General features: G+C 39.3%; 20 protein-coding genes. 16 read left to right on the top strand and 4 right to left on the bottom strand.

What is annotated here, in order from left to right:
* Positions 1-28: 28 nt before the first annotated feature.
* The 3 genes from JNUCC25_RS20495 to JNUCC25_RS20485 all read left to right on the top strand — a co-directional run bounded on the left by JNUCC25_RS20495 (position 29) and on the right by JNUCC25_RS20485 (position 2,100).
* Entirely contained in the window at positions 29-736 is a 708-nt protein-coding gene (locus JNUCC25_RS20495) for a cytochrome c biogenesis CcdA family protein (RefSeq protein WP_013058768.1), read from the top strand.
* A 210-nt stretch (positions 737-946) separates the two neighbouring features.
* A complete protein-coding gene (locus JNUCC25_RS20490; RefSeq protein ID WP_013058767.1) occupies positions 947-1,504 on the top strand; it encodes a DUF2179 domain-containing protein in 558 nt (185 codons plus the stop codon).
* A 104-nt stretch (positions 1,505-1,608) separates the two neighbouring features.
* Positions 1,609-2,100, top strand: a complete 492-nt coding sequence (locus JNUCC25_RS20485; protein ID WP_013058766.1) for a CcdC family protein — start codon at positions 1,609-1,611, stop codon at positions 2,098-2,100.
* 31 nt (positions 2,101-2,131) lie between these two features.
* Here JNUCC25_RS20485 and JNUCC25_RS20480 read toward each other — a convergent pair whose 3' ends face one another.
* Positions 2,132-2,557 carry a DUF2621 domain-containing protein gene (locus JNUCC25_RS20480; RefSeq protein ID WP_013058765.1) on the bottom strand — a complete coding sequence of 142 codons (426 nt, stop codon included), beginning with the start codon at positions 2,555-2,557 and terminating at the stop codon, positions 2,132-2,134.
* Between the two features lie 276 nt (positions 2,558-2,833).
* Here JNUCC25_RS20480 and gabT point away from each other — a divergent pair, with 276 nt between their 5' ends.
* The 4 genes from gabT to JNUCC25_RS20460 all read left to right on the top strand — a co-directional run bounded on the left by gabT (position 2,834) and on the right by JNUCC25_RS20460 (position 7,486).
* Positions 2,834-4,189: a 4-aminobutyrate--2-oxoglutarate transaminase gene (gabT, locus tag JNUCC25_RS20475; protein ID WP_029320670.1), complete on the top strand. Its 1,356-nt coding sequence runs from the start codon at positions 2,834-2,836 to the stop codon at positions 4,187-4,189.
* Between the two features lie 151 nt (positions 4,190-4,340).
* Positions 4,341-4,520 (top strand): hypothetical protein, encoded by a 180-nt coding sequence (locus JNUCC25_RS20470; protein ID WP_078082126.1) that lies wholly within the window; start codon positions 4,341-4,343, stop codon positions 4,518-4,520.
* A gap of 139 nt (positions 4,521-4,659) precedes the next feature.
* On the top strand, positions 4,660-6,030 hold the full coding sequence (locus JNUCC25_RS20465; protein ID WP_029320672.1) for a sigma-54 interaction domain-containing protein: 1,371 nt from the start codon (positions 4,660-4,662) through the stop codon (positions 6,028-6,030).
* Between the two features lie 31 nt (positions 6,031-6,061).
* Entirely contained in the window at positions 6,062-7,486 is a 1,425-nt protein-coding gene (locus JNUCC25_RS20460; protein WP_029320676.1) for an NAD-dependent succinate-semialdehyde dehydrogenase, read from the top strand.
* Between the two features lie 36 nt (positions 7,487-7,522).
* Here the strand turns inward: JNUCC25_RS20460 and JNUCC25_RS20455 are convergent, their stop codons facing one another.
* Positions 7,523-7,765, bottom strand: coding sequence for a hypothetical protein (locus tag JNUCC25_RS20455; RefSeq protein WP_029320678.1), 243 nt, complete (start codon positions 7,763-7,765; stop codon positions 7,523-7,525).
* Between the two features lie 123 nt (positions 7,766-7,888).
* Here JNUCC25_RS20455 and JNUCC25_RS20450 point away from each other — a divergent pair, with 123 nt between their 5' ends.
* Together JNUCC25_RS20450 and JNUCC25_RS20445 are read left to right on the top strand one after the other, a co-directional pair.
* Positions 7,889-8,056, top strand: coding sequence for a hypothetical protein (locus JNUCC25_RS20450; RefSeq protein WP_013058761.1), 168 nt, complete (start codon positions 7,889-7,891; stop codon positions 8,054-8,056).
* Between the two features lie 116 nt (positions 8,057-8,172).
* Positions 8,173-8,658 (top strand): metal-dependent hydrolase, encoded by a 486-nt coding sequence (locus tag JNUCC25_RS20445; protein ID WP_013058760.1) that lies wholly within the window; start codon positions 8,173-8,175, stop codon positions 8,656-8,658.
* Positions 8,659-9,004: 346 nt separating this feature from the next.
* On the opposite strand, the gene JNUCC25_RS20440 is transcribed toward JNUCC25_RS20445, so the two are convergent.
* Positions 9,005-10,237, bottom strand: a complete 1,233-nt coding sequence (locus JNUCC25_RS20440) for an ATP-binding protein (protein ID WP_223268972.1) — start codon at positions 10,235-10,237, stop codon at positions 9,005-9,007.
* Positions 10,238-10,450: 213 nt separating this feature from the next.
* Complete coding sequence (locus JNUCC25_RS20435; RefSeq protein ID WP_078082125.1) at positions 10,451-11,878, bottom strand: cryptochrome/photolyase family protein; 1,428 nt, start codon at positions 11,876-11,878, stop codon at positions 10,451-10,453.
* Between the two features lie 165 nt (positions 11,879-12,043).
* Here JNUCC25_RS20435 and JNUCC25_RS20430 point away from each other — a divergent pair, with 165 nt between their 5' ends.
* From JNUCC25_RS20430 to JNUCC25_RS20400, 7 genes are all read left to right on the top strand, one after another.
* Positions 12,044-12,937, top strand: a complete 894-nt coding sequence (locus JNUCC25_RS20430; protein ID WP_454222405.1) for a hypothetical protein — start codon at positions 12,044-12,046, stop codon at positions 12,935-12,937.
* A gap of 251 nt (positions 12,938-13,188) precedes the next feature.
* Positions 13,189-13,881, top strand: coding sequence for a copper homeostasis protein CutC (locus tag JNUCC25_RS20425; protein WP_013058756.1), 693 nt, complete (start codon positions 13,189-13,191; stop codon positions 13,879-13,881).
* Positions 13,882-14,143: 262 nt separating this feature from the next.
* On the top strand, positions 14,144-15,508 hold the full coding sequence (locus JNUCC25_RS20420) for an aspartate aminotransferase family protein (RefSeq protein ID WP_064472066.1): 1,365 nt from the start codon (positions 14,144-14,146) through the stop codon (positions 15,506-15,508).
* A 1-nt stretch (position 15,509) separates the two neighbouring features.
* Complete coding sequence (locus JNUCC25_RS20415; RefSeq protein ID WP_029323970.1) at positions 15,510-17,030, top strand: pyridoxal phosphate-dependent decarboxylase family protein; 1,521 nt, start codon at positions 15,510-15,512, stop codon at positions 17,028-17,030.
* A complete protein-coding gene (locus JNUCC25_RS20410; RefSeq protein ID WP_078082123.1) occupies positions 17,008-18,762 on the top strand; it encodes an IucA/IucC family protein in 1,755 nt (584 codons plus the stop codon). The genes JNUCC25_RS20415 and JNUCC25_RS20410 overlap by 23 nt, the downstream gene beginning before the upstream one ends.
* Positions 18,759-19,352: a GNAT family N-acetyltransferase gene (locus JNUCC25_RS20405; protein ID WP_013058752.1), complete on the top strand. Its 594-nt coding sequence runs from the start codon at positions 18,759-18,761 to the stop codon at positions 19,350-19,352. Before JNUCC25_RS20410 ends, JNUCC25_RS20405 begins: the two co-directional genes overlap by 4 nt.
* Positions 19,331-20,620, top strand: a complete 1,290-nt coding sequence (locus JNUCC25_RS20400; RefSeq protein WP_013058751.1) for a lysine N(6)-hydroxylase/L-ornithine N(5)-oxygenase family protein — start codon at positions 19,331-19,333, stop codon at positions 20,618-20,620. Before JNUCC25_RS20405 ends, JNUCC25_RS20400 begins: the two co-directional genes overlap by 22 nt.
* Positions 20,621-20,622 lie beyond the last annotated feature (2 nt).

Genomic DNA, 20,622 nt, shown 5'->3' with positions numbered 1-20,622 from the left:
AAAGAACAAAAAAAGGGAAGTGGGAAATGTGGGAGATTTAAATTTGTTTTTGGCATTTGGCGCGGGGTTTTTATCGTTTATTTCACCCTGCTGTTTGCCTTTGTACCCAGCTTTTTTATCGTACATAACAGGAGTGTCAGTTAGCGAGCTAAAGGAAGGCGCTAAGTCACATCAGCGCAAAGCTTTTATTCACACAGCTTTTTTTCTATTGGGGTTTTCTGTTATTTTCATTATGATTGGCTTTGCCACTTCTTTTATTGGTCAGTGGTTTTTTAACTATAAGGATTTAATTCGGCAGATTGGCGCTATTCTTATTATTTTCTTTGGTCTAGTTGTACTAGGGATTTTTAAGCCTCGAATTCTTATGCAGGAACACAAGCTTAAATTCGCAAATAAGCCGGCTGGACTCTTAGGTTCTTCTTTTATTGGTATGGCTTTTGCTGCCGGCTGGACTCCGTGCACGGGCCCTATTTTAGTATCGGTTATGGCGCTTGCAGCGACAAACCCAGGCTCCGGTCTTTTGTACATGATAACTTATTCACTTGGATTTTCTATTCCATTTTTTATTATGACGTTTTTTATTGGGAAAATGAACTGGTTAAAAAAACATATGAATTCCATGATGAAAGTTGGCGGATACGCAATGATTGGAATGGGATTTATTTTGTATTTTGACTGGATGACAAAAATTATTATTTATACAACGAGCGTATTCGGAGGGTTTACGGGCTTCTGAAAAGGGAAAGTGATACAAAAAGAATCTGGGAATTGGCAGATTCTTTTTATTTTTTAAAAGACAAAATAGTTACTTTCGCTCTTAGGAAATAAGCACAAATATGATGTGAAAAAATATATAGAAAAAATTTATTTTTACTATATCTTCTATAAATACGGAGTGATACAATAAAATCGTCATATTTTTAATTGTTAAAAAGAGGTGTATAAATTGAAAGATATTTTGTTAATCTTGCTTTTGCAACTGATCTATGTACCGATCTTGACGCTGCGCACAATTTTTTTAGTCAAAGGTATGAGTATGTATGCCTCGGTTTTTGGATTTGTTGAAGCGTTAATTTATGTATTCGGCTTATCCCTGGTATTTTCAGGAGATCAAAGCACGCTTGCTATGGTTGTATATGCAGTTGGGTTTGGAGTGGGAATTATCCTTGGAAGTTATATTGAATCTAGACTTGCTATCGGATATACAACATTCTTAGTTAACCTTATGACCAAAAATGAAGAGTTGATTAACCGCCTTCGACAGGAAGGTTTTGGTGTTACTGTTTACCAAGGAGAAGGAAGAGACAGTGCACGCTATAGATTAGACATTTTAACAAAAAGAAGTAGAGAAGAAGAGCTATTAGCATTCATTGAAGAATATGAGCCTCGTGCTTTCATTATTTCATACGAGCCGCGTAAATTTAAAGGCGGGTTCTTACTAAAAGCAATGAAAAAGCAAAAACAAAAGCAAAAAGCAAAAGCAGATATCACCTCTACTAAATAAAAACAGAAGAGATCCTCTTCTGTTTTTTTGTTGCACTTTTACTTCTGATGTTTTTTGGATTATAATATAAGTAAACACTAAACTATAGTAAAGGAAGGATTTCATTGGTTATTGCTTCAACACTTGTCGCAATTTTTATGGCTTCTTTCATATTAGTTGTTCGAATGAAAGCTGCTGATAAACCAACGAATGCAAAAAAAATTATACTTCCGCCTTTTTTTATGAGTACGGGAGCGTTAATGTTTATCTTTCCAATGTTTCGAGTAACGGGTGCAGAACTGCTTGAGGCGTTAATAGCAGGCATGATTTTCTCAATCCTGTTAATTAAAACGTCTAAATTTGAAATTCGTGACGATCATATTTACTTGAAGCGTTCAAAAGCTTTTGCATTCATTATTATTGGTTTGCTTATTATTCGAATTGCAATGAAAATATATTTAAGTTCTTCAATTGATGTTGGCCAGCTTGGCGGTATGTTCTGGATCTTAGCATTTGGTATGATTGTACCTTGGCGCATTGCTATGTACACATCGTACAAAAAGCTCGAACGAAAGCTGCATAATGATCGTCTTGCTAATACAACGATATTAAACTAAAAAAGGTGGCTACGCAGCCACCTTTTTTGATTTAAAATAAATGCTGATAGGGGACGGCATCTATTTTTTGCTTTTTTAATGTTTTTAATAAAAATTTATGATCACGTTTAGGCGTAGCTAAAATGTATCCACGTACGATTAAGTCTTCCGTTATAGAGGCTGCTTGTTCCTCAATTGCGAGTTCCCCAATTTTTCCCGCGATTTTTTGTTTGGCTACATCGCGAAATAGTTCAGGTACTGGTTCAACAAGAACGTTTAATAGCTGCTTTTGATCCGCTGACCAAAGGTGGACGGTTTTGGAAAGATAGTGATCTTGCCAATCAAGCTCAGACATGCCGTCTTCTTTTGGTAAGCGCTTTAAAAATTTCCTGAACATAAAAAATCCGCCGATAGCAAACATGCTCATTAAAAAGACAACCCAAAATAAAATAACCCATAAAAACCAGCCCTCTAGCATATTTTTCACTCCCTTATAAAGAGGTTAAACAAAACATTACTATATTTATACATTTATTATAAAAGCCTTGTTCCTTTTATGGCAATATAAAATTCCTGTACTTTGTAGGAGAAGAAAGTCTTTTTTGACTCATCGATAAGTTTATATAGACTCGCTGACGAGTAAATTATCGTTAGAATTATCTAAAAATCCTTATTTTTCAGCTTTTTAAAAGTTGGCACGTTTTTTGCATATAAACTAATTGAAGAATTATTTAATATGAGAGGAAGATAAAAAATGAGTCAAACTTTTAGCAAAGTAGCAACAAATTTACCGGGAGAAAATGCAAAGCAATTATTAGATAGAAGACACCGTGCCATTCCGAAAGGTGTAAGTTATGGCATTCCGACATTTGCTGATACGGCTGAAGGGGCGATCGTTAAAGATGTCGATGGCAATACGTTTATTGATTTCGTAGGCGCAATTGGCACAATCAATGTAGGACACAGTCATCCAAAAGTAAAAGAAGCGCTTCACAAACAAGTAGACCGTTTTATTCACACAGGATTTAATGTAATGATGTATGAGTCATATGTAGAGCTTGCAGAAAGATTGGCAGCAATTGCACCTGGTGAATTTGACAAGAAAGTATTACTTTTAAATAGCGGAGCAGAAGCTGTAGAAAACGCAGTGAAAATTGCTCGTAAATATACAAAGCGTCAAGGAATTATTTCCTTTAACCGCGGTTTCCATGGTCGTACATTAATGACAATGACAATGACAAGTAAAGTAAAACCATATAAATATGAATTTGGACCGTTTGCTCCTGAAGTATACAAAGCTCCATATCCTTATGAGTATCGCCGTCCACAAGGGTTATCAGTTGAAGCATACGAAGATTTCATGATTACAGAATTCAAAAACTTCTTAAATACAGAAGTAGCACCGGAAACGATTGCAGCTGTTGTAATGGAGCCGATTCAAGGTGAAGGTGGTTTCATTGTTCCAGGTAAACGTTTTGTGCAAGAAGTGTATCAATTATGTAAAGAGCACGGAATTTTATTTGTATCAGATGAAATTCAAGCAGGATTTGCACGTACAGGCCGCTACTTCGGTATTGAACATTTTGACGTTGAGCCTGATTTAATTACGGTATCAAAATCACTAGGAGCTGGTGTACCAATCAGCGGTGTCATTGGCCGTGCTGAAATCATGGATGAATCTAATCCTGGTGAGCTTGGCGGAACGTATTGTGGAAGTCCTCTTGGATGTGAAGCAGCCTTAGCTGTACTTGATATCATTGAAGAAGAAAAGCTAAACGAACGCGGTGAGTACCTTGGAAAAGTGGTAACATCACGATTTGAAAAACTAGCAGAAAAATATGACTGTATCGGTGATATTCGCGGATTAGGAGCGATGTCTGCGATTGAGCTTGTGAAAGACCGTGAAACAAAAGAAGCGGACAAAGAGCTTACACAGCGTATCGTAAAAGAAGCAAACAAACGTGGATTATTACTGCTTAGCGCGGGAGTATTCGGAAACGTTCTTCGTATCTTAATGCCGATTGTTATTACGTATGAGCAGCTAGAAGAAGGCTTAGCTATTTTTGAAGCTGCACTAGAAGCAAGCGTACAGCAAACAGTTGAAGTGTAAGTGAAATTGTGGCATGAGGCTGAGACAAACGTATTTTAGTTGAAGAAAGATCCGAACGATGAATGGAGATTTTTGATGAAGAATCCAACTCGTTCGGATTTTTCATGGCGATGGTGAACGCAGGTTTCATGTATGTGGCTGCTTCTAGCTGGTGATTGGAGGGCAAGACGAAGACTCCTGCGGGAAAAGCGGAACAGGTGAGACCCCGCAGGAGCGGAAGCAACGAGGAGGCTCACCGACCGCCCGAGGAAAGCGAAGTCTTGCACGGAAATCAACAGCGGTGTCACAAGCGATTCATACGAGCTCCTTTATCCTATTGGTTCGTCTTTAAATGGGATGGATTTAGTTATGTCTCAACTTCATTCTTCATGAATCACAAAAAATGGGTATGTTTGGACACTCTATTTATAGATTTTTCATTTTCTGATAAAATAAAATAATAATTATTTTTTGACGAAAAGGTGATTCAAATGACCATTCATAAAAAGCATATTCAGCAAATTAACGACGAACTTTACGATATATTTGAGTCATCATTTGATGAAATCTTTGTAACTGATGCAAATGGGTATGTATTAGTTGTAAATTCAGAGTGTGAAAAAAATTATGCTTTGAAAGTGGAAGATTTTATTGGAAAGCACGTAAAAGAACTGCAGGAAATGGGTATTTTTTATCCTTCGGCCACGCTAAAAGTGATTGAATCTAATCAAGCAATTGAATTGGTTCAAAAAACAAACTCCGGCCGGTATCTTCATGTGCGGACAAGGCCGGTATTTACAAACGACGGGCATTTAAAAAGCGTTATTAGCTATTCTCGGGATCTCACAGACTTAATGGAATTAAAACGAAAAGTAGAAGAGATGGAAGAACAGCTTGAAAACTATAAAAAAGAGTTAAATGAATCCGTAGACTTAGAAGGCATTGTGACAAAAAGCGAAGCGATGAAAAAGGTTTTTTCAACCATTCAACGAGTTGCTTCTGTAAATACAACCGTTCTTTTACTTGGAGAAACAGGGGTAGGAAAAAGCAGAGTAGCAAAACTGCTTCACCAGCTTAGTACAAGAAAACAGCAGCCGTATCATGAGCTTAATTGTGCAGCGCTTCCTGAACAGCTTATTGAATCAGAGCTATTTGGCTATGAAGGCGGTACGTTCACTGGAGCATTTCGAGAAGGGAAAAAAGGTATCATTGAGCTTTCGAACGAAGGCACGCTTTTTCTAGATGAGATTGGTGAACTTTCTCTTTCAGCACAAAGTAAGTTGCTCCATGTACTGCAAGACCGTACAATTCGTCCCGTGGGTTCAACAAAAGCAGTATCAATAGATGTACGAATTATTGCTGCTACGAATCAAAATCTGGAGCAAATGGTGGAAGAAGGAAAGTTTAGACGTGATTTGTACTATCGACTGAACGTAGTGCCAATTACGATTCCACCTTTACGAGAGCGAAAAGAAGATATTCTGCCTCTTGTCTATCAATTTCTTCATCATTTTAATACGGTATACGAACGTAATGTACGCTTATCACCAAAGGCGTTAGATGCATTTTTAGGTCAGGAATGGAAAGGAAACGTTCGCGAAGTGGAAAATATCATTGAGCGCCTGGTTGTTACAGGAGAAGAAATGATTACGCTTAAAGACTTGCCGTTTGCAAAAGAGTTTGCTATCGATCCGCCTGTTCATACGCTTCCTGAAATGATTGAACATGTGGAAAAAGAAATGGTCATCAAGGCGTTTGAACAGCATAGGTCATCTTACAAAGTAGCCGAACAGCTTGGTATTAGCCAATCACAAGCGAGTCGTAAAATCCGAAAATACGTGTCGGACAGCACCGAACAGTGAGTAGATAAATTTAAGCAGGGAGTGAAGAAATATGAAGCAAGCAAACTTATATATTAACGGAGAATTTGTTTCAACAAATGATACATACGAAGTGGTAAATCCAGCGACAAATGAAGTAGTGGCTGCCGTTGCAAAAGGCGGAGAAAAAGAAGCGAAGCTAGCAGCAGATGCTGCCTATGAAGCGTTTCAAACATGGTCTAAAAAAACAGCAGAAGAGCGCGGCAAACTATTATTTAAATGGCATCAGCTGATTGAAGAACACACGGATGAACTGGCTGAAATAATGACAGTCGAGCAAGGTAAGCCTCTTAAAGAAGCAAAAGGTGAAATTGGCTACGCCAACGGATTCGTGTCATGGTACGCAGAAGAAGGAAAACGAATTTACGGAGAAACAATTCCAGCTTCTTCTCCTAATAAACGTCTATTTGCTCACAAGCAGCCAGTGGGAGTTATGGCAGCTATTACGCCGTGGAACTTCCCGGCAGCAATGATTACACGTAAAGTAGCGCCAGCTTTAGCAGCTGGATGTACAGCGGTTATTAAGCCGGCAGAACAAACGCCACTAACGGCTCTTCGTCTAGCAGAACTGGCAGAAGAAGCAGGTATTCCAAAAGGCGTAATTAATGTAGTTACGGGAGATGCAAAAGCGATTGGAGAAGCGTGGCTTCAAGATGGACGTGTACGTAAACTATCGTTTACGGGTTCTACAGAAGTAGGTAAACTGTTAATGCGCGGAGCAGCTGATACGGTTAAAAAAGTGTCTTTAGAATTAGGCGGACACGCTCCGTTTATCGTAACAGCAAATGCTGATTTAGATAAAGCAGTAACAAATGCAATTGCTTCTAAATTCCGCAACGCTGGTCAAACATGCGTATGTACAAACCGCATCTACGTGCACGAGTCTATTGCTAAACCGTTCGCAGAGCAGTTTGCAGCGGCTGTTAGTCAGCTGAAAGTCGGAAACGGCTTAGAAGAAGGTACGGATATCGGACCTCTAATCGATGAAAAAGCGTTAGAAAAAGTAAAGCGCCACTTAGATGATGTTGTAGCAAAAGGTGGAAACGTCTTAACTGGAGGGGCTGTACGCGAAGAGGGAAGCGGACTGTTTGTTGAACCTACGGTTGTAGATGGTGCAACGGATGATATGCTTTGTATGTACGAGGAAACATTCGGGCCAATTGCTCCAATTGCGACGTATCAAACAGAAGAAGAAGTTATTCGCCGTGCAAATAACTCGCCTTACGGATTAGCAGCCTATGTGTTCACTGAAAATATTTCAGAAGCTATTCGTATTGCTGAGGCTTTAGAATATGGTATTGTAGGGCTAAATGATGGACTACCTTCTACACCACAAGCGCCGTTTGGCGGCTTTAAGGAAAGCGGACTTGGACGTGAAGGCGGACATTACGGAATTGAAGAATATTTAGAAGTGAAATATATTTCTTTAGGCTTTTAACAAAAAGTGATTTCGCTTTCCTGCGAAATCACTTTTTTAGTAATAGTACACGTGGGGAATTTGTGCATGTACGGATTGGAAATTCATGAATAAAAAACAAAATTCTTCTAGAGTACAGCATTCGAGATCTTCGCAATCGTGAGAGTTAAAAAAATCTTCAAGTATAGTTGCCTCCACGTCTTTAAATAACCAGTGGTGTTCAACATCCTCAAAATTGCCGCGATAAACCTCACTTAACCCATAAAAGTCGAATATATCTTCCAGCTGCTTCTGTTGCATAGCCATCCCTCCTCTTCCTAGTATAAGAAAAAGAAAGAGATATTAAACAAGCCGTCATACTACTTTGTTTTTTTGAAAAAATCTCGTATAGTTAATAGTAATGACAAGCAAAGGAGTTTCGGTATGTTTACATATATCACGTTATTTGGTTTTCTTGGATTCGCTGTGTATTCGAGTACGTGGATTTATTCAATTGTCAAAAAAGATGGAAGAGCAAAGAAAAATGGAAAGGGTACTCTTATTAGTTTTCTTGTGATGCTTATCGGGTTAGTCGGTCTGCAGTTTACGTAACCATAGATTATTTTGACATTTTTACCACCTTCACTTATAGTTAACTTTGGGCGAACATATGTATGATTTTGGTCACGGTGCTTGCCTTAAGTTGAAAAAGAAAGAAGGTGGCATATTTGAGATATCACACACATATTGCAACATCGATTGCTGCCGGTGCCGGTGTGGCTATAACAGGAGACGCTTCGTTTACATTTCCTTATGTTGTAGGCATTGCGATTGGAGCGCTGCTTCCTGATATTGATGAACCAAATTCATATATTGGTAGAAGATCTCTTGGTCTCGCAAAAGTCATTAAATCTATTTTTGGTCACCGAGGTATTACGCATTCTATTCTTGCAAGCGGACTTATTTTTTATTTACATACGATGTATAACAACGATTTTACATTAGGAATAGCCTATGGATACGCTTTTCATATTCTTGGAGATTTCTTTTCTAAACGAGGGGTACCTTTTTTCTCTCCTCTTAGCAAGAAGAAGTTTAAGCCTCCTTTAACATATGAAACAGGTAGCGGAGCAGAGACTCTCATCTTTTACCTGGCAGTGATAGGAAGTTTTTATATGCTTTATAAGTATCAGCTGTACACCCAGCTGTTTTAAAGGAAGAAGAGACTGGGACAAAAGTATGTTAGCCAAGGTGAATGACGAACTATTGATCAAAATGTTTGATTGGTGGTTCGTTTTTTATTGGAATGGTGAACGTAGGTCTCATCTGTTTAGTTGCTTCTAGCGGTTGATTGGAGGGCAAGGCGAAGACTCCTGCGGGAAAAGCGGCCTAGAAGAGACCCGGCAGGAGCCTAGCGACGAGGAGGCTTATCGGCCGCCCGCGGAAAGCGAAGCCTTGTAAGGATATCAACAGCGGTGTAAAAGGCCATTTATACTAGAGCATTTATCTAATTTGCTCGTCTTTAAATGGAAGTGATTTAGTTATGTCTCAACCTCTCTTTTAGGCTTCCACTACGTAAAGTTCAGTCGTTTTCATAGGAAGGGTAATGGTAATACTTGTGCCGTCATTTTTTTCACTGGATACATGAAAAAAACCATTATGTTCATTAATAATTTTGTTGCAAATTGTTAGTCCCAGGCCTATTCCTCGTTCTTTTGTTGTATAAAAAGGCTCTCCTATATGAGGGATACGCTTTGAATCAATTCCACATCCATTGTCTTTTATCACAATGCACAGCGTTTCTCTAGCTGATTTTTCAATCGATACCGCCAGCTTGCCGCCGCTTTCCATCGAATCAATAGCGTTTTGTATAATATGAATAAATACTTGGGTTAGCTGTGTTTTTTGCCCACTAACGAGCAGAGGATGTTCTTTTGGATAGTGACGAAAGATGCGGATGTTTTTGACTCCAGTAACCGGTTCAAATTGCTTTAATACCTCATCTAACAAGTCGGTAATAACAAGGTTGTCTGTATATACGTACTCTTGTTTAGCTAAACTCATAAACTCTGTGATGATATGTTCAATTTGTGAAAGTTCATGCTGAATGAGATCTCGATAAATCATTGTTTTTTTCGGCTGCTGTGTCTCACTGAACAGTTGTACAAACCCTTTAATGGTTGTCAAAGGATTTCTAACCTCGTGTGCGATACTTGCAGCAAGGTGACCAATGACAGAAAGTTTTTCTGAATTTCGAATCTTTTTCTCTGCTTGTCTTTTTTCTGTTACGTCTCGTGAGACAAATACAAACCCTTCGATTTCTCCAGTGGATGTAATAATTGGAGCGCCTTTACATTCTAATAAAACGATGGTGCCGTTCACGTGAAACTTTCGGTATTCAAATGTGGAGGCATCTTTTGTTTTGCTCATGTTAGCTAAAGTAGTCGAGATTATGTGTTTGTCTTCGGGATACGCATTGATAAGCACATGTTGTCCAATAAGCTCATCAGGATAAACGCCTAACGTTTTAGCGTAAGAAGGAGAAGCGTATTCATAAATGCCATCTTCAGTAATAGCACATACTAAATCATGGGTATGAGATAAAATAGCTTGATGCTTTGGTTCATTGTCATCCGTAATGATTCGATCTTTTAATGGATAAAAAGGCTGATCTTCTTGGTTGGCGAAGGTGTGCCGAACTTGAGTGCCGCACATTCTGCAAAAATTATAATCTTCCTTATAGTTACAAGAAGGACAAACGGGCATCGAATCACTCCAATCAGATCTATGCAATGAGAGAGTTCCCAAGCATATATAATCATTATTATATATTCAAATTATAGGAAAAAATATGAAAAATCAAATGTGCTATAGAGAGGGGAATTGGGCTTGAAAACCCTATAAAGAGATTTCAAATACATGTTTTTAGTTGTAAATAGATGAAGAATGGAATTTTTTACACATTTAAAAAATTCAGCACATCAAATAAGAGGCTTGATTTACCTCTTATTTGATGTGCTGATAATGCTCCAGCGCTCGCTCTCTAGCTGCTTTATGATCGACAATTGGAGCCGGATATGTTTTATTAAGTGTAACGTTTGCTTTTTCTAATACGTCTGCTGGGGCCTCCCAAGGTTTATGAATATAAGAAGAAGGAATATCTTTAAGCTCTGGAAGCCACTCTTTAATATATTCTCCTTCTTTATCAAATTTTTCTGATTGAGTAATTGGATTAAAAATACGAAAATATGGCGCGGCGTCTGCTCCCGAGCCTGCCACCCACTGCCACCCCATTGTATTATTAGCTAAATCTGCGTCTACTAAGGTATCAAAAAACCAATTTGCTCCGTGTTTCCAATGAATTAAAAGGTGCTTTACTAAAAAGGAAGCAGCTACCATTCGAACTCGATTGTGCATAAAACCTGTTTCCCACAGCTCCCGCATTCCGGCATCGACAAGGGGATAGCCGGTTTTTCCATTTTTCCAAGCTTGAAGCTCTTCATTGCCGTCAGCCCACTGAAATTGCTTGAATTTTTCATTAAGCGGTTCAGTTGTAGTGTGCGGGAAATGATAAAGCAGCTGATAAGCAAAATCTCTCCATATAAGTTGACGAATAAACATTTCAGCTTGCTGTTCAAAAGCATCAGAACCTACTTTTTCAGCTTTAGTTCTCAAATAATGATAAAGGACTCGAGCTGAGAGCTGTCCTGTAGCCAAATAAGGAGATAGAAATGAATTTAATGCTTCAGCAGGAAAATCTCGTCCTTTTTCATAATGAAGCAGCTTATTCTTTAAAAACGTTTTGAAGACATCAATAGCGCCTTTTTCCGTAGCTTCCCACGTCGACTTAATCGTTTCATCCCACGGTATGCTTGGAAGCAAATCGAGATCTGAGACTGAAAGAGATTCAACCGGTTTAGAGGAGGCCTGTATGGAAGTAACTTTTTTTACAGCAGAAGATACTGAATGTTTTTGAGAAGCTTTATAGTAAGCTGTAAACACTTTATAAGGATCCCCATTTTCTTTTGTGATTTTCCAAGGTTCATGAAGGAGAAACCCCTCAAATGTGCGAATATTTATTTGTTGCTCTGAAAAAAAAGCTTGAAGCTCTTTATCTCTTTTTAGCGCATGTGGTTCATAGCGTCTATTCCAATAAATATCTTGTGCATTTGTTTCATGGAGTAATTTTTGTAACACATCTTTAGGGTTTCCTTTTTGTACAATCAGCGTTCCTTCTATTTTTTTGATCGAGGTTTTAAAGTCATTCAGCGCATGGTGAAGCCACCATTTACTTGCACTTCCCATTGAGCTTTCTTCATAGTCGTCATGGATATAAACAGGTACAACCATTCCTTCTTTAGCTGCGTGAAATAGAGCTGGGTTATCAACTAGCCGGAAATCTTTTCGAATCCATACGATAATGGTTTTATTCATCATGTGCCACCTTTCTATCTGCAATTTGCCTCGATTATAGCTTTTTTCTTATACGTTCTACAATTTTGAATGTGTAGAAGGCCTATTTTCTTATGGACGAATTTCAGATTGATGGTAAAAAGAATAACGTAAACAGAGTAAGAGAATGGGAAGGAGCCCTTAAAAATGAGAAATTCGTATGGAATGAAACAAACCGGACAACCGATATCCAATCCATATATGCAAGCAGCACCTAAACCTGCTAAAATGCCGCCTATGCCTTCTGCAAAAGAAATGCAGGCAATGCCGATGCAAGAAGGCGCAAATCAAATGCCAATACACGGAGAAATGCCGCCGATGAAAGATGCAATGCCGTCGATGCATGGAGGAATGAATCAAATGCCAATGCAAGGCGGAATGCCGCCGATGCAAAAAGAAATGAATCAAATGCCAATGTACGGAGAGCTACCGCCAATGCATGAAGAAATGGGTCAAATGCCGATGCACGGAGGAATGCCGCCAATGCATGGAGGAATGGGTCAAATGCCGATGAAAGATGGAATGCCGATGCATGGAGGAATGGGTCAAATGCCGATGCAAGACGGAATGCCGATGCATGGAGGAATGGGTCAAATGCCGATGCAAGACGGAATGCCGATGCATGGAGGAATGGGCCAAATGCCGATGCAAGGAGGAATGCCGCCAATGCACGGAGGAATGGGCCAAATGCCGATGCAAGGAGGAATGCCGCCAATGCAAGGAGGAATGGGCCAAATGCCGATGCAAGGAGGAATGCCGCCAATGCACGGAGGAATGGGCCAAATGCCGATGCAAGGAGGAATGCCGCCAATGCAAGGAGGAATGGGCCAAATACCGATGCAAGGAGGAATGCCGCCAATGCACGGAGGAATGGGCCAAATGCCGATGCAAGGAGGAATGCCGCCAATGCAAGGAGGAATGGGTCAAATGCCGATGCATGATTGCGGATGCCGCGATTTCTCAGCACCCGTTGGTCATCAGCAGCCTCATCCTTTAAATGATTGGATGTTCATGCAACAAACAAATCCACGCTCTTTTTAATAAACCCTTTACCCTAGATAAAAGGGATGTATTTTTGAATCTTTAGTATAAATATAGAATTTTATTAATTGAAACGTCATGAGAAAAAGAATAGTTCTTACTCTTTTTCCATGACATTCAATTTTTTGAAAATATTAATCACATCTTTTGGGTGTTTTCTTACATAAGAGAGTTTGGTAGAGTTTTTTAAGTATAAATACAGGGAAAAGAAGGCAAAAGCTCTATATTAAAGGGGAAAGGGTGTTTTTAGAATGATATTAGAAGTCACAGCTGCAACCTTACATGATGCTAAAGTTGCCCAGGAACATGGTGCCGATCGTATAAGCCTTGTAACTGGAATCGGTGAAGGCGGCTTAACCCCAAGCTACGGTTTGATGAAAAAAGTGAAAGAAACGATACATATCCCAATATTTGTGATGATTCGTCCACATAATCAATCTTTTCAGTATGATGAAGATGATTTGCAAACAATGATTGAAGATATTCACTATGCAAGAGAAATTGGCATTGATGGAATTGAAATAGGCTGTTTAACAGAAGACAAAATTATTGATGAGCAAGCTTTAAAGCGACTGCTGGATGCGGCAGGAGAAATGAATGTAACGTTCCACTTAGCATTTGATGAAATCAGTGATCAAGAAAAGGCGCTTGAAACGCTTGTAAGCTATAAGCAAATTCAGCGTGTCATGACTTCAGGAGCGGATAAAAGTGCGCTAAACGGTATTCCTCATATTAAAAAACTGTTAAGAAGAATGAAAGATAAAGATATTATTTTAATCGGGACAAAAGGGCTGAAACCTGAAAATCTTCAAGCGTTCTTATCCGTTACTCCCGTGAAAGAAATTCGTATTGGTTCAGGGGTTCGAGTGAATTGTCAATATACGAAACCGCTTGACCCAAGGAGTGTAAAAGCTGCAAAAGAAACGATGAATAAGCAAAAGTAACAGAAGTGCTACAAGGAATTGTAGCACTTTTTTATTTGGAAATAGAAAGGGACTTATTACATAGTTTTCCCTAAATGGAAAACATCATAAAACCCTTTGAATCCTTGATACATAAGAGAAATGCTGCGTTTTCCCGACTTTAGAGTGAAATAGGAATAATTTCATATTTTCAGAATAATCATTGACAGTGATAATCATTATCATTTATTGTTGTAATTGTTAATGAAAATCATTATCAATTGAACAAACAGGAGGATATGATATGTCAACGTCAACGAAACAACTTACATCAAACGAAATGCTGCTTGCTATGCAAAATGAACGTGAATCCAATGCAAGGTCTTATCCTAGACGCCTTCCTATTGCAATTAAACAAGCAAAAGGCGCCGTGATCACGGATATGGATGGAAAAGAGTATATTGATTGTTTAGCAGGAGCCGGCACGCTTGCTCTTGGTCATAACCATTACGTAGTCCATGAAGCAATACAAGACGTTTTAGCAAAATCTATTCCTTTACATACATTAGATTTAACAACGCCTGTGAAAGAAGCTTTTATCGATGAAGTATTTGCTAGTTTACCAGAAGGATTTGCAAACAAAGCGAAAATACAGTTTTGCGGTCCAACTGGAGGAGACGCAATTGAAGCGGCTTTGAAGCTTGTAAAAACAGCAACAGGCAACCGCACGATTTTATCTTTTCAAGGGGGATATCACGGCTCCACGCACGGAACGTTAAGCATTAGCGGTACAACGAGTCCCAAAAAGCACATTCATGCGCTAGTGCCCGATACACATTTTCTACCTTATCCATATGAATACCGCTGCCCGTTTGGCGTAGGTGCTGAAGGTCACACTTACATTAGTACATACATTGAAAATATGCTGGATGATCCTGAAAGCGGAATTGTTACTCCGGCGGGTGTTGTAGTAGAAATTGTACAAGGAGAAGGAGGCTCTGTTCCGGCGCCGATTCCATGGTTAAAAGAGCTTCGCAGAATCACAAAAGAACGAAACATTCCGCTTATTGTAGATGAAGTTCAAACTGGAATTGGACGAACAGGAAAGCTGTATGCATTCGAACACGCTGATATCGAACCGGATGTATTAGTACTATCTAAAGCAATTGGAGGAAGCCTTCCTTTATCCGTTGTTCTATATGATAAAAAGCTTGATCAATGGGAAGCAGGTGCACACATCGGTACATTTAGAGGAAATCAGCTTGCGATGGCTACAGGACGAGCTACTTTGCAATTTATAAAACAAGAAAACTTACCTGCACATGCTCATGAATTAGGAGCTTATATTCAGAGTCAGCTAAAACATATTCAAAAGCAAGTATTCTCAATTGGTGATGTACGCGGAAGAGGTTTGATGCTAGGCGTTGAAATCATAGACGCAACAAAGCCGGCTAATAAAATCGGCAGTCATCCTGCAAACGGTGAGTTAGCTAAGCTGATTCAAAAAGAATGTTTCGACAGAGGCGTCATTTTAGAAGTGGGTGGAAGACATGGTGCTGTTATTCGTCTGCTTCCTCCATTAATTTTAACGAAACAAGAAACCGATGAAGTGTTAACAAGATTTGAAGAAGCGATAAAAGCAGCAGAAGAGAAGTGGGTGAATAAATAAAATGGCGCCGTTTGAAAAGTGGTTTTTATCATCATCCAAAGAAAGCCTCGAGAATTATGAAGCGATGATAGGCGGAATGACAGAGATGATTAAACGTCACTACCATGAACTAAAATCCCCTTATACTCATATAGACGTTGACGAACTATCGAACTTAGTCAATCGTTCGGTCTATTTTAGCGAACACGAACAGCCGCTAGAAGATCTGTTTGATGACGTACAAGCCGTAGTGCTGGATCATTCGCTTCATATTTCGCATCCCGGGGCAATGGCACACTTGCATTGTCCTCCGATTATACCGGCCCTTGCTGCGGAAGTGATGATTTCTGCTTTGAATCAATCTATGGACTCGTGGGATCAAAGTCCGGCAGCCACGTATATAGAAGATCAAGTGATTGATGAGTTAACAAAACAAATTGGTTATCCAAGCTCTTCTTCGGGCGTTTTTACAAGCGGAGGGACTCAGTCGAATTATATGGGACTTCTGCTTGCTCGTAATGAATATTGTCATGCTGCATTTTCAATTGATGTTAGTGAAGAAGGTTTACCGCTCCAAGCTAAAAAACTGCGGATTTTCTGCTCCGAAAAAGCCCACTTTACGGTGCGGCAATCTGCAGCTCAGCTTGGATTGGGCATGAATGCAGTGGTGAGTGTAAAGTGCAATGAAAGGCACGAGATGGATATAGAAAATTTAGAAGAAGCGATACGGGAAGTCAAAGCCCAGGGAAACCTTCCTTTTGCTGTTGTAGCAACGGCAGGCACGACGGATTTTGGAAGTGTAGACCCTCTTTTTGAAATAAGTGAGCTAGCTAAAAAAGAAGGGCTTTGGCTTCATGCCGACGCCGCTTATGGAGGAGCGCTGCTATTTTCACATAAATATCGTGAACGCTTAAAAGCTCTTGAACGAGCAGATTCTATTACGATGGATTTTCATAAGTGGTTTTACCAGCCGGTGAGCTGCGGGGCATTTTTACTGAAGAATTCAGCTATGTTTAAACACATTCAGCTTCATGCAGATTATTTAAATCCTGAAGAAGATGAGCACGTACATTTGGTAGATCGCAGCATTCAAACGACCAAACGATTTGACGCCTTGAAGCTATGGCTGACTTTCCGTGCAGTAGGTACAAATGAGTATGGAAAAATGGTTGACCATACGATTGAAACGGCTAAGCAGACAGCTGAACATTTACGAAAGCAAAGGAATATTACGGTGTTAAATGATCCTTATATGAACGCGGTTGTATTTCGCTATGTGCCAGATACTTTATATGTTGATTGTCAAAAACAGCAGCATTATGAAAATAAATTGAATCAGCTTATTCAGCAGCACTTATATGAAAAAGGCACGTTTATCACGGCAAAAACAAAGCATAAAGAGCAAGCTTATTTAAAGCTAACGATGTTAAATCCCATGATTACAGTTGATACTGTTGCCACTCAGTTGGAGGAAGTCGTGGCTTTAGGAAAAGAGTTGGAGAAAAAGGAGGAGCGATTACGTGAACGCTCAGTTATCGGCTAATTTTATTACGATGCAAAATATTATTAATTGCTATATTCGAGAAACAGGTAAGGGAGTATGGCAGTCCATTACAGAAATAAAAAGCGAAGAAACGCTCGTTCTTAGGCTAGAAAAACAGCCGGTAACTCTTTACTTTCCAGTAAAGTACCGTTCAGCTACCGGACGTCACTTGTTCTTTCCGGTCTTTTATTATCGCATTCAGAAAGAGGAGCTCAAGGAGTTAGATGTCGTCACTCTTTTGGCTTTTCTTTTAAAAGAAGTAACAGATCATTTACTACAGGTAAATGAGCTAATTGTACGTGTGCTATTAAGCTATGAAAATATGAAATTGTTCATTGAAAAAAGACAGAAAGAGTTAGAAACGTGCTATAAATGGGACAAAACGTTCTTAGAATCTGAGCAGTCATTGCTTATTGGCCACCAGCTGCATCCTACACCTAAAAGCCGTCAAGGGATATTACCTGAAGAAGAAGAGGTGTTTGGGCCTGAAGTTAACGGCAAATTTCAGCTTCATTATTTTAAAGCACATAAATCTCTTGTTGCAGAACAGTCTGCCGAGAGTCAAACCGCTTCACAGCTTATTAAAGAGCAGCTGAAAAAAGATAACAAGGTTTCTGAAGAATTCATACAGTCGCATTGCCAAGCGGACGATTATTCACTTATACCTATGCATCCGCTGCAAGCTCGTTATCTTTTAGGAAAAGAAGAAGTGTGTGAATGGATTCAAAAAGGCAGGCTTGCTTATCTAGGACCACACGGTCAGCCGTTTTATCCGACTTCGTCTGTTAGAACCGTATACAGTGAAGATGCAGATGTGATGTACAAATTTTCTATTCCGGTGAAGATTACGAATTCACTGAGAGTGAATAAACGCAAAGAATTAAGCAGAGGGGTAGAAGTTAGCCGTTTATTGCAAGAAGGATTGCAGGCGGAGCTTCAAGAAAACTATCCGGCTTTTCAAGTGATTGAAGACCCTGCTTACATCACGCTTGGAAAAAAAGAGCTTGGGTTTGAAGTCATGATTCGAAGCAATCCTTTTCAAGGTGAGCATGGGGACCGTACAACACTCTTAGCAAGTTTGTGTCAAGATCATGTGTTTGGGAAAGCTTCTCAAATTGAAAATATTATTAATTACATTGCTGCAAGTGAAAATAGCACAAATGAAGACATAAGCAAGCACTGGTTTAAACGCTATTTAGATGTCTCATTTCATCCTATGATGTGGCTTTACACTCAAAAAGGAATTGCGCTGGAAGCTCATCAGCAAAATTCCGTTATTAAACTTGATGAAAACGGATATCCATCGGTGTTTTACTACCGTGACAACCAAGGCTATTACTTTATGAAATCAAAGGAACAAGAGCTTCGCAAGCTGCTTCCTTCCTTAAACGGAGAAAGCGATACGGTATGTGATGACGCTGTAGCAGAAGAAAGATTTCGTTATTACGTATTTTTTAATCATATTTTAGGGTTAGTTAACGCATTTGGTGCTGCTGGCCTCGTTCAAGAGTCAGATCTGCTATTGATCCTGCGACAAGAGGTAGAGATGTACAAAGAAAAAGATCATACAGGGCTTGTTTCATCAATGTTAGAAGAGAAAGTGCTGCCTTGCAAAGCTAATTTCTTAACGCGCGTTCACGATATGGATGAGCTGGTAGGCTCTCTTGAAACGCAGTCTGTTTATGTAAATGTTGAAAATCCTCTGTACGAATCTTCAGGTGTACGGTTATGAAATCGGCATTACAAAAGCAGTATCCATTTATGATTCAGCAAAAGGAGCAGAGCATCACCTTTCGCTCTGTTTCTTTTGCAAAAGATTTCGAACGGCTGTACAAGTGGATGCATGAACCGCATGTTATTCCGTATTGGAATTTAAATATTTCAAAACAGGCGTATGAACAGCATTTAAAAACATTTCTAGCTGATTCCCATCAAAAACTGCTAATTGGAGAAATTGACGGTGTACCTATGAGCTATTGGGAATCTTATACGGTTGACGGCGATATTATCAGTAACTATTACCCTTATGAAAAAGGAGATCAAGGGATTCATTTATTAATTGGAGAACCTGCTTTTTTAGGAAAAGGCCATATTTATCCGCTCCTTCTTAGTTTACTAAAGCACAAGTTCCAGGTAGCAGATACTGCTAAAGTAATAGCGGAACCAGATATACGAAATGAAAAGATGATTGCAGTATTTAAAAAATGCGGGTTTCAATTTATGAAAGAAGTGTCGCTGCCTGATAAAACAGGCGTACTGCTGAAATGTGAAAGAACAGTATTTGAAAGAAGGTGGAGTGAATGGAACAACGGGACATTTTAGACGTAATTGGAGTAGGAGTTGGTCCATTTAATTTAGGATTAGCAGCTTTAATTGATAAAACAGATTGTACATATAAATGTTTTGAACAAAAAAAGGAGTTTAATTGGCATCCAGGAATGCTTTTAGAAGGGACAACTCTTCAAGTTCCGTTTATGGCAGACGTGGTCACGATGGTGGATCCGAAGAGTCCGTACACGTTCTTAAATTATCTGCATGAGCATGAGCGCTTGTATCAGTTTTATTTCTTTGAGAAGTTTCACATTCCGAGAAATGAATACAATCATTATTGCCGCTGGGTAGCGAGCCAGCTGAGTGGGCTTGAATTTAACAGCACAGTAAAAGAAGTAAAAATGCATGAAGACGCTAAACCTTTTTATGAAGTAACGATTGAAAAAGAAGGAAAGCTTCATACCTATTACAGCTATCATCTTGTAACCGGAGTAGGTACACAGCCCGTAGTGCCAAGAGACTTTCAATCAGTAGCCAGCGATACGTTCTATCACTCCGCTCAGTACAAAATGAATCGTGAACAAACGCTGAAGGCTAAAAGTATTACCGTAATTGGCTCTGGTCAAAGCGCAGCTGAAATTGTCTATGATTTACTTCAACAGCAGCCTCAGTTTGACTATAAGCTGAATTGGTATACGCGCTCAAAAGGGTTTTATCCGATGGAATATTCAAAGCTTGGCCTTGAACATTTTTCGCCGGATTATACCCACTATTTTTACAGATTGCCCCAAGAGAAAAAAGAGAGCGTTTTACGAAATCAAGCTCTTTTATACAAAGGAATAAGCTTTGAAACGATCGGTGATATTTATGATTTGATTTACGAACGAACAATTGGAGGAAAAGAAGTGCCGCTAACGATGCGAGCGCTTACGGAACTTGCAGGCGTTGAAAAGACAAACGATACACATCTTCTTACTCTTCACCAATACGAGCAGGACTCGTTTGAAAAAGAAGAAAGTGAAATTGTCATTATGGCCACGGGCTATCATGCAAAAGAGCCTGCTTTTATGGAAGGTTTAAAAGAACATTTGCTGTTTGATGAAAAAGGACAGCTGAAAATCAACGAACTCTATCAAGTTGAGATGAAGAAAAAAGGCGCCCCGCTATTTGTTCAAAACGGAGAGCTTCATACACACGGGGTTGGAGCACCAGACTTAGGTTTAGGCGCTTATCGCAATGCTGTTTTGATTAATCAAATTGCAGGTGAAAACGTGTACAAAATATATAAAAATACTGTTTTCCAAAAGTTTGGATTTTAAGA

The organism is Priestia sp. JNUCC 25, assembly GCF_053667915.1.
Note: the sequence above shows the minus strand (reverse complement) of the source record. Positions and strands in the feature narration are given on the sequence as shown.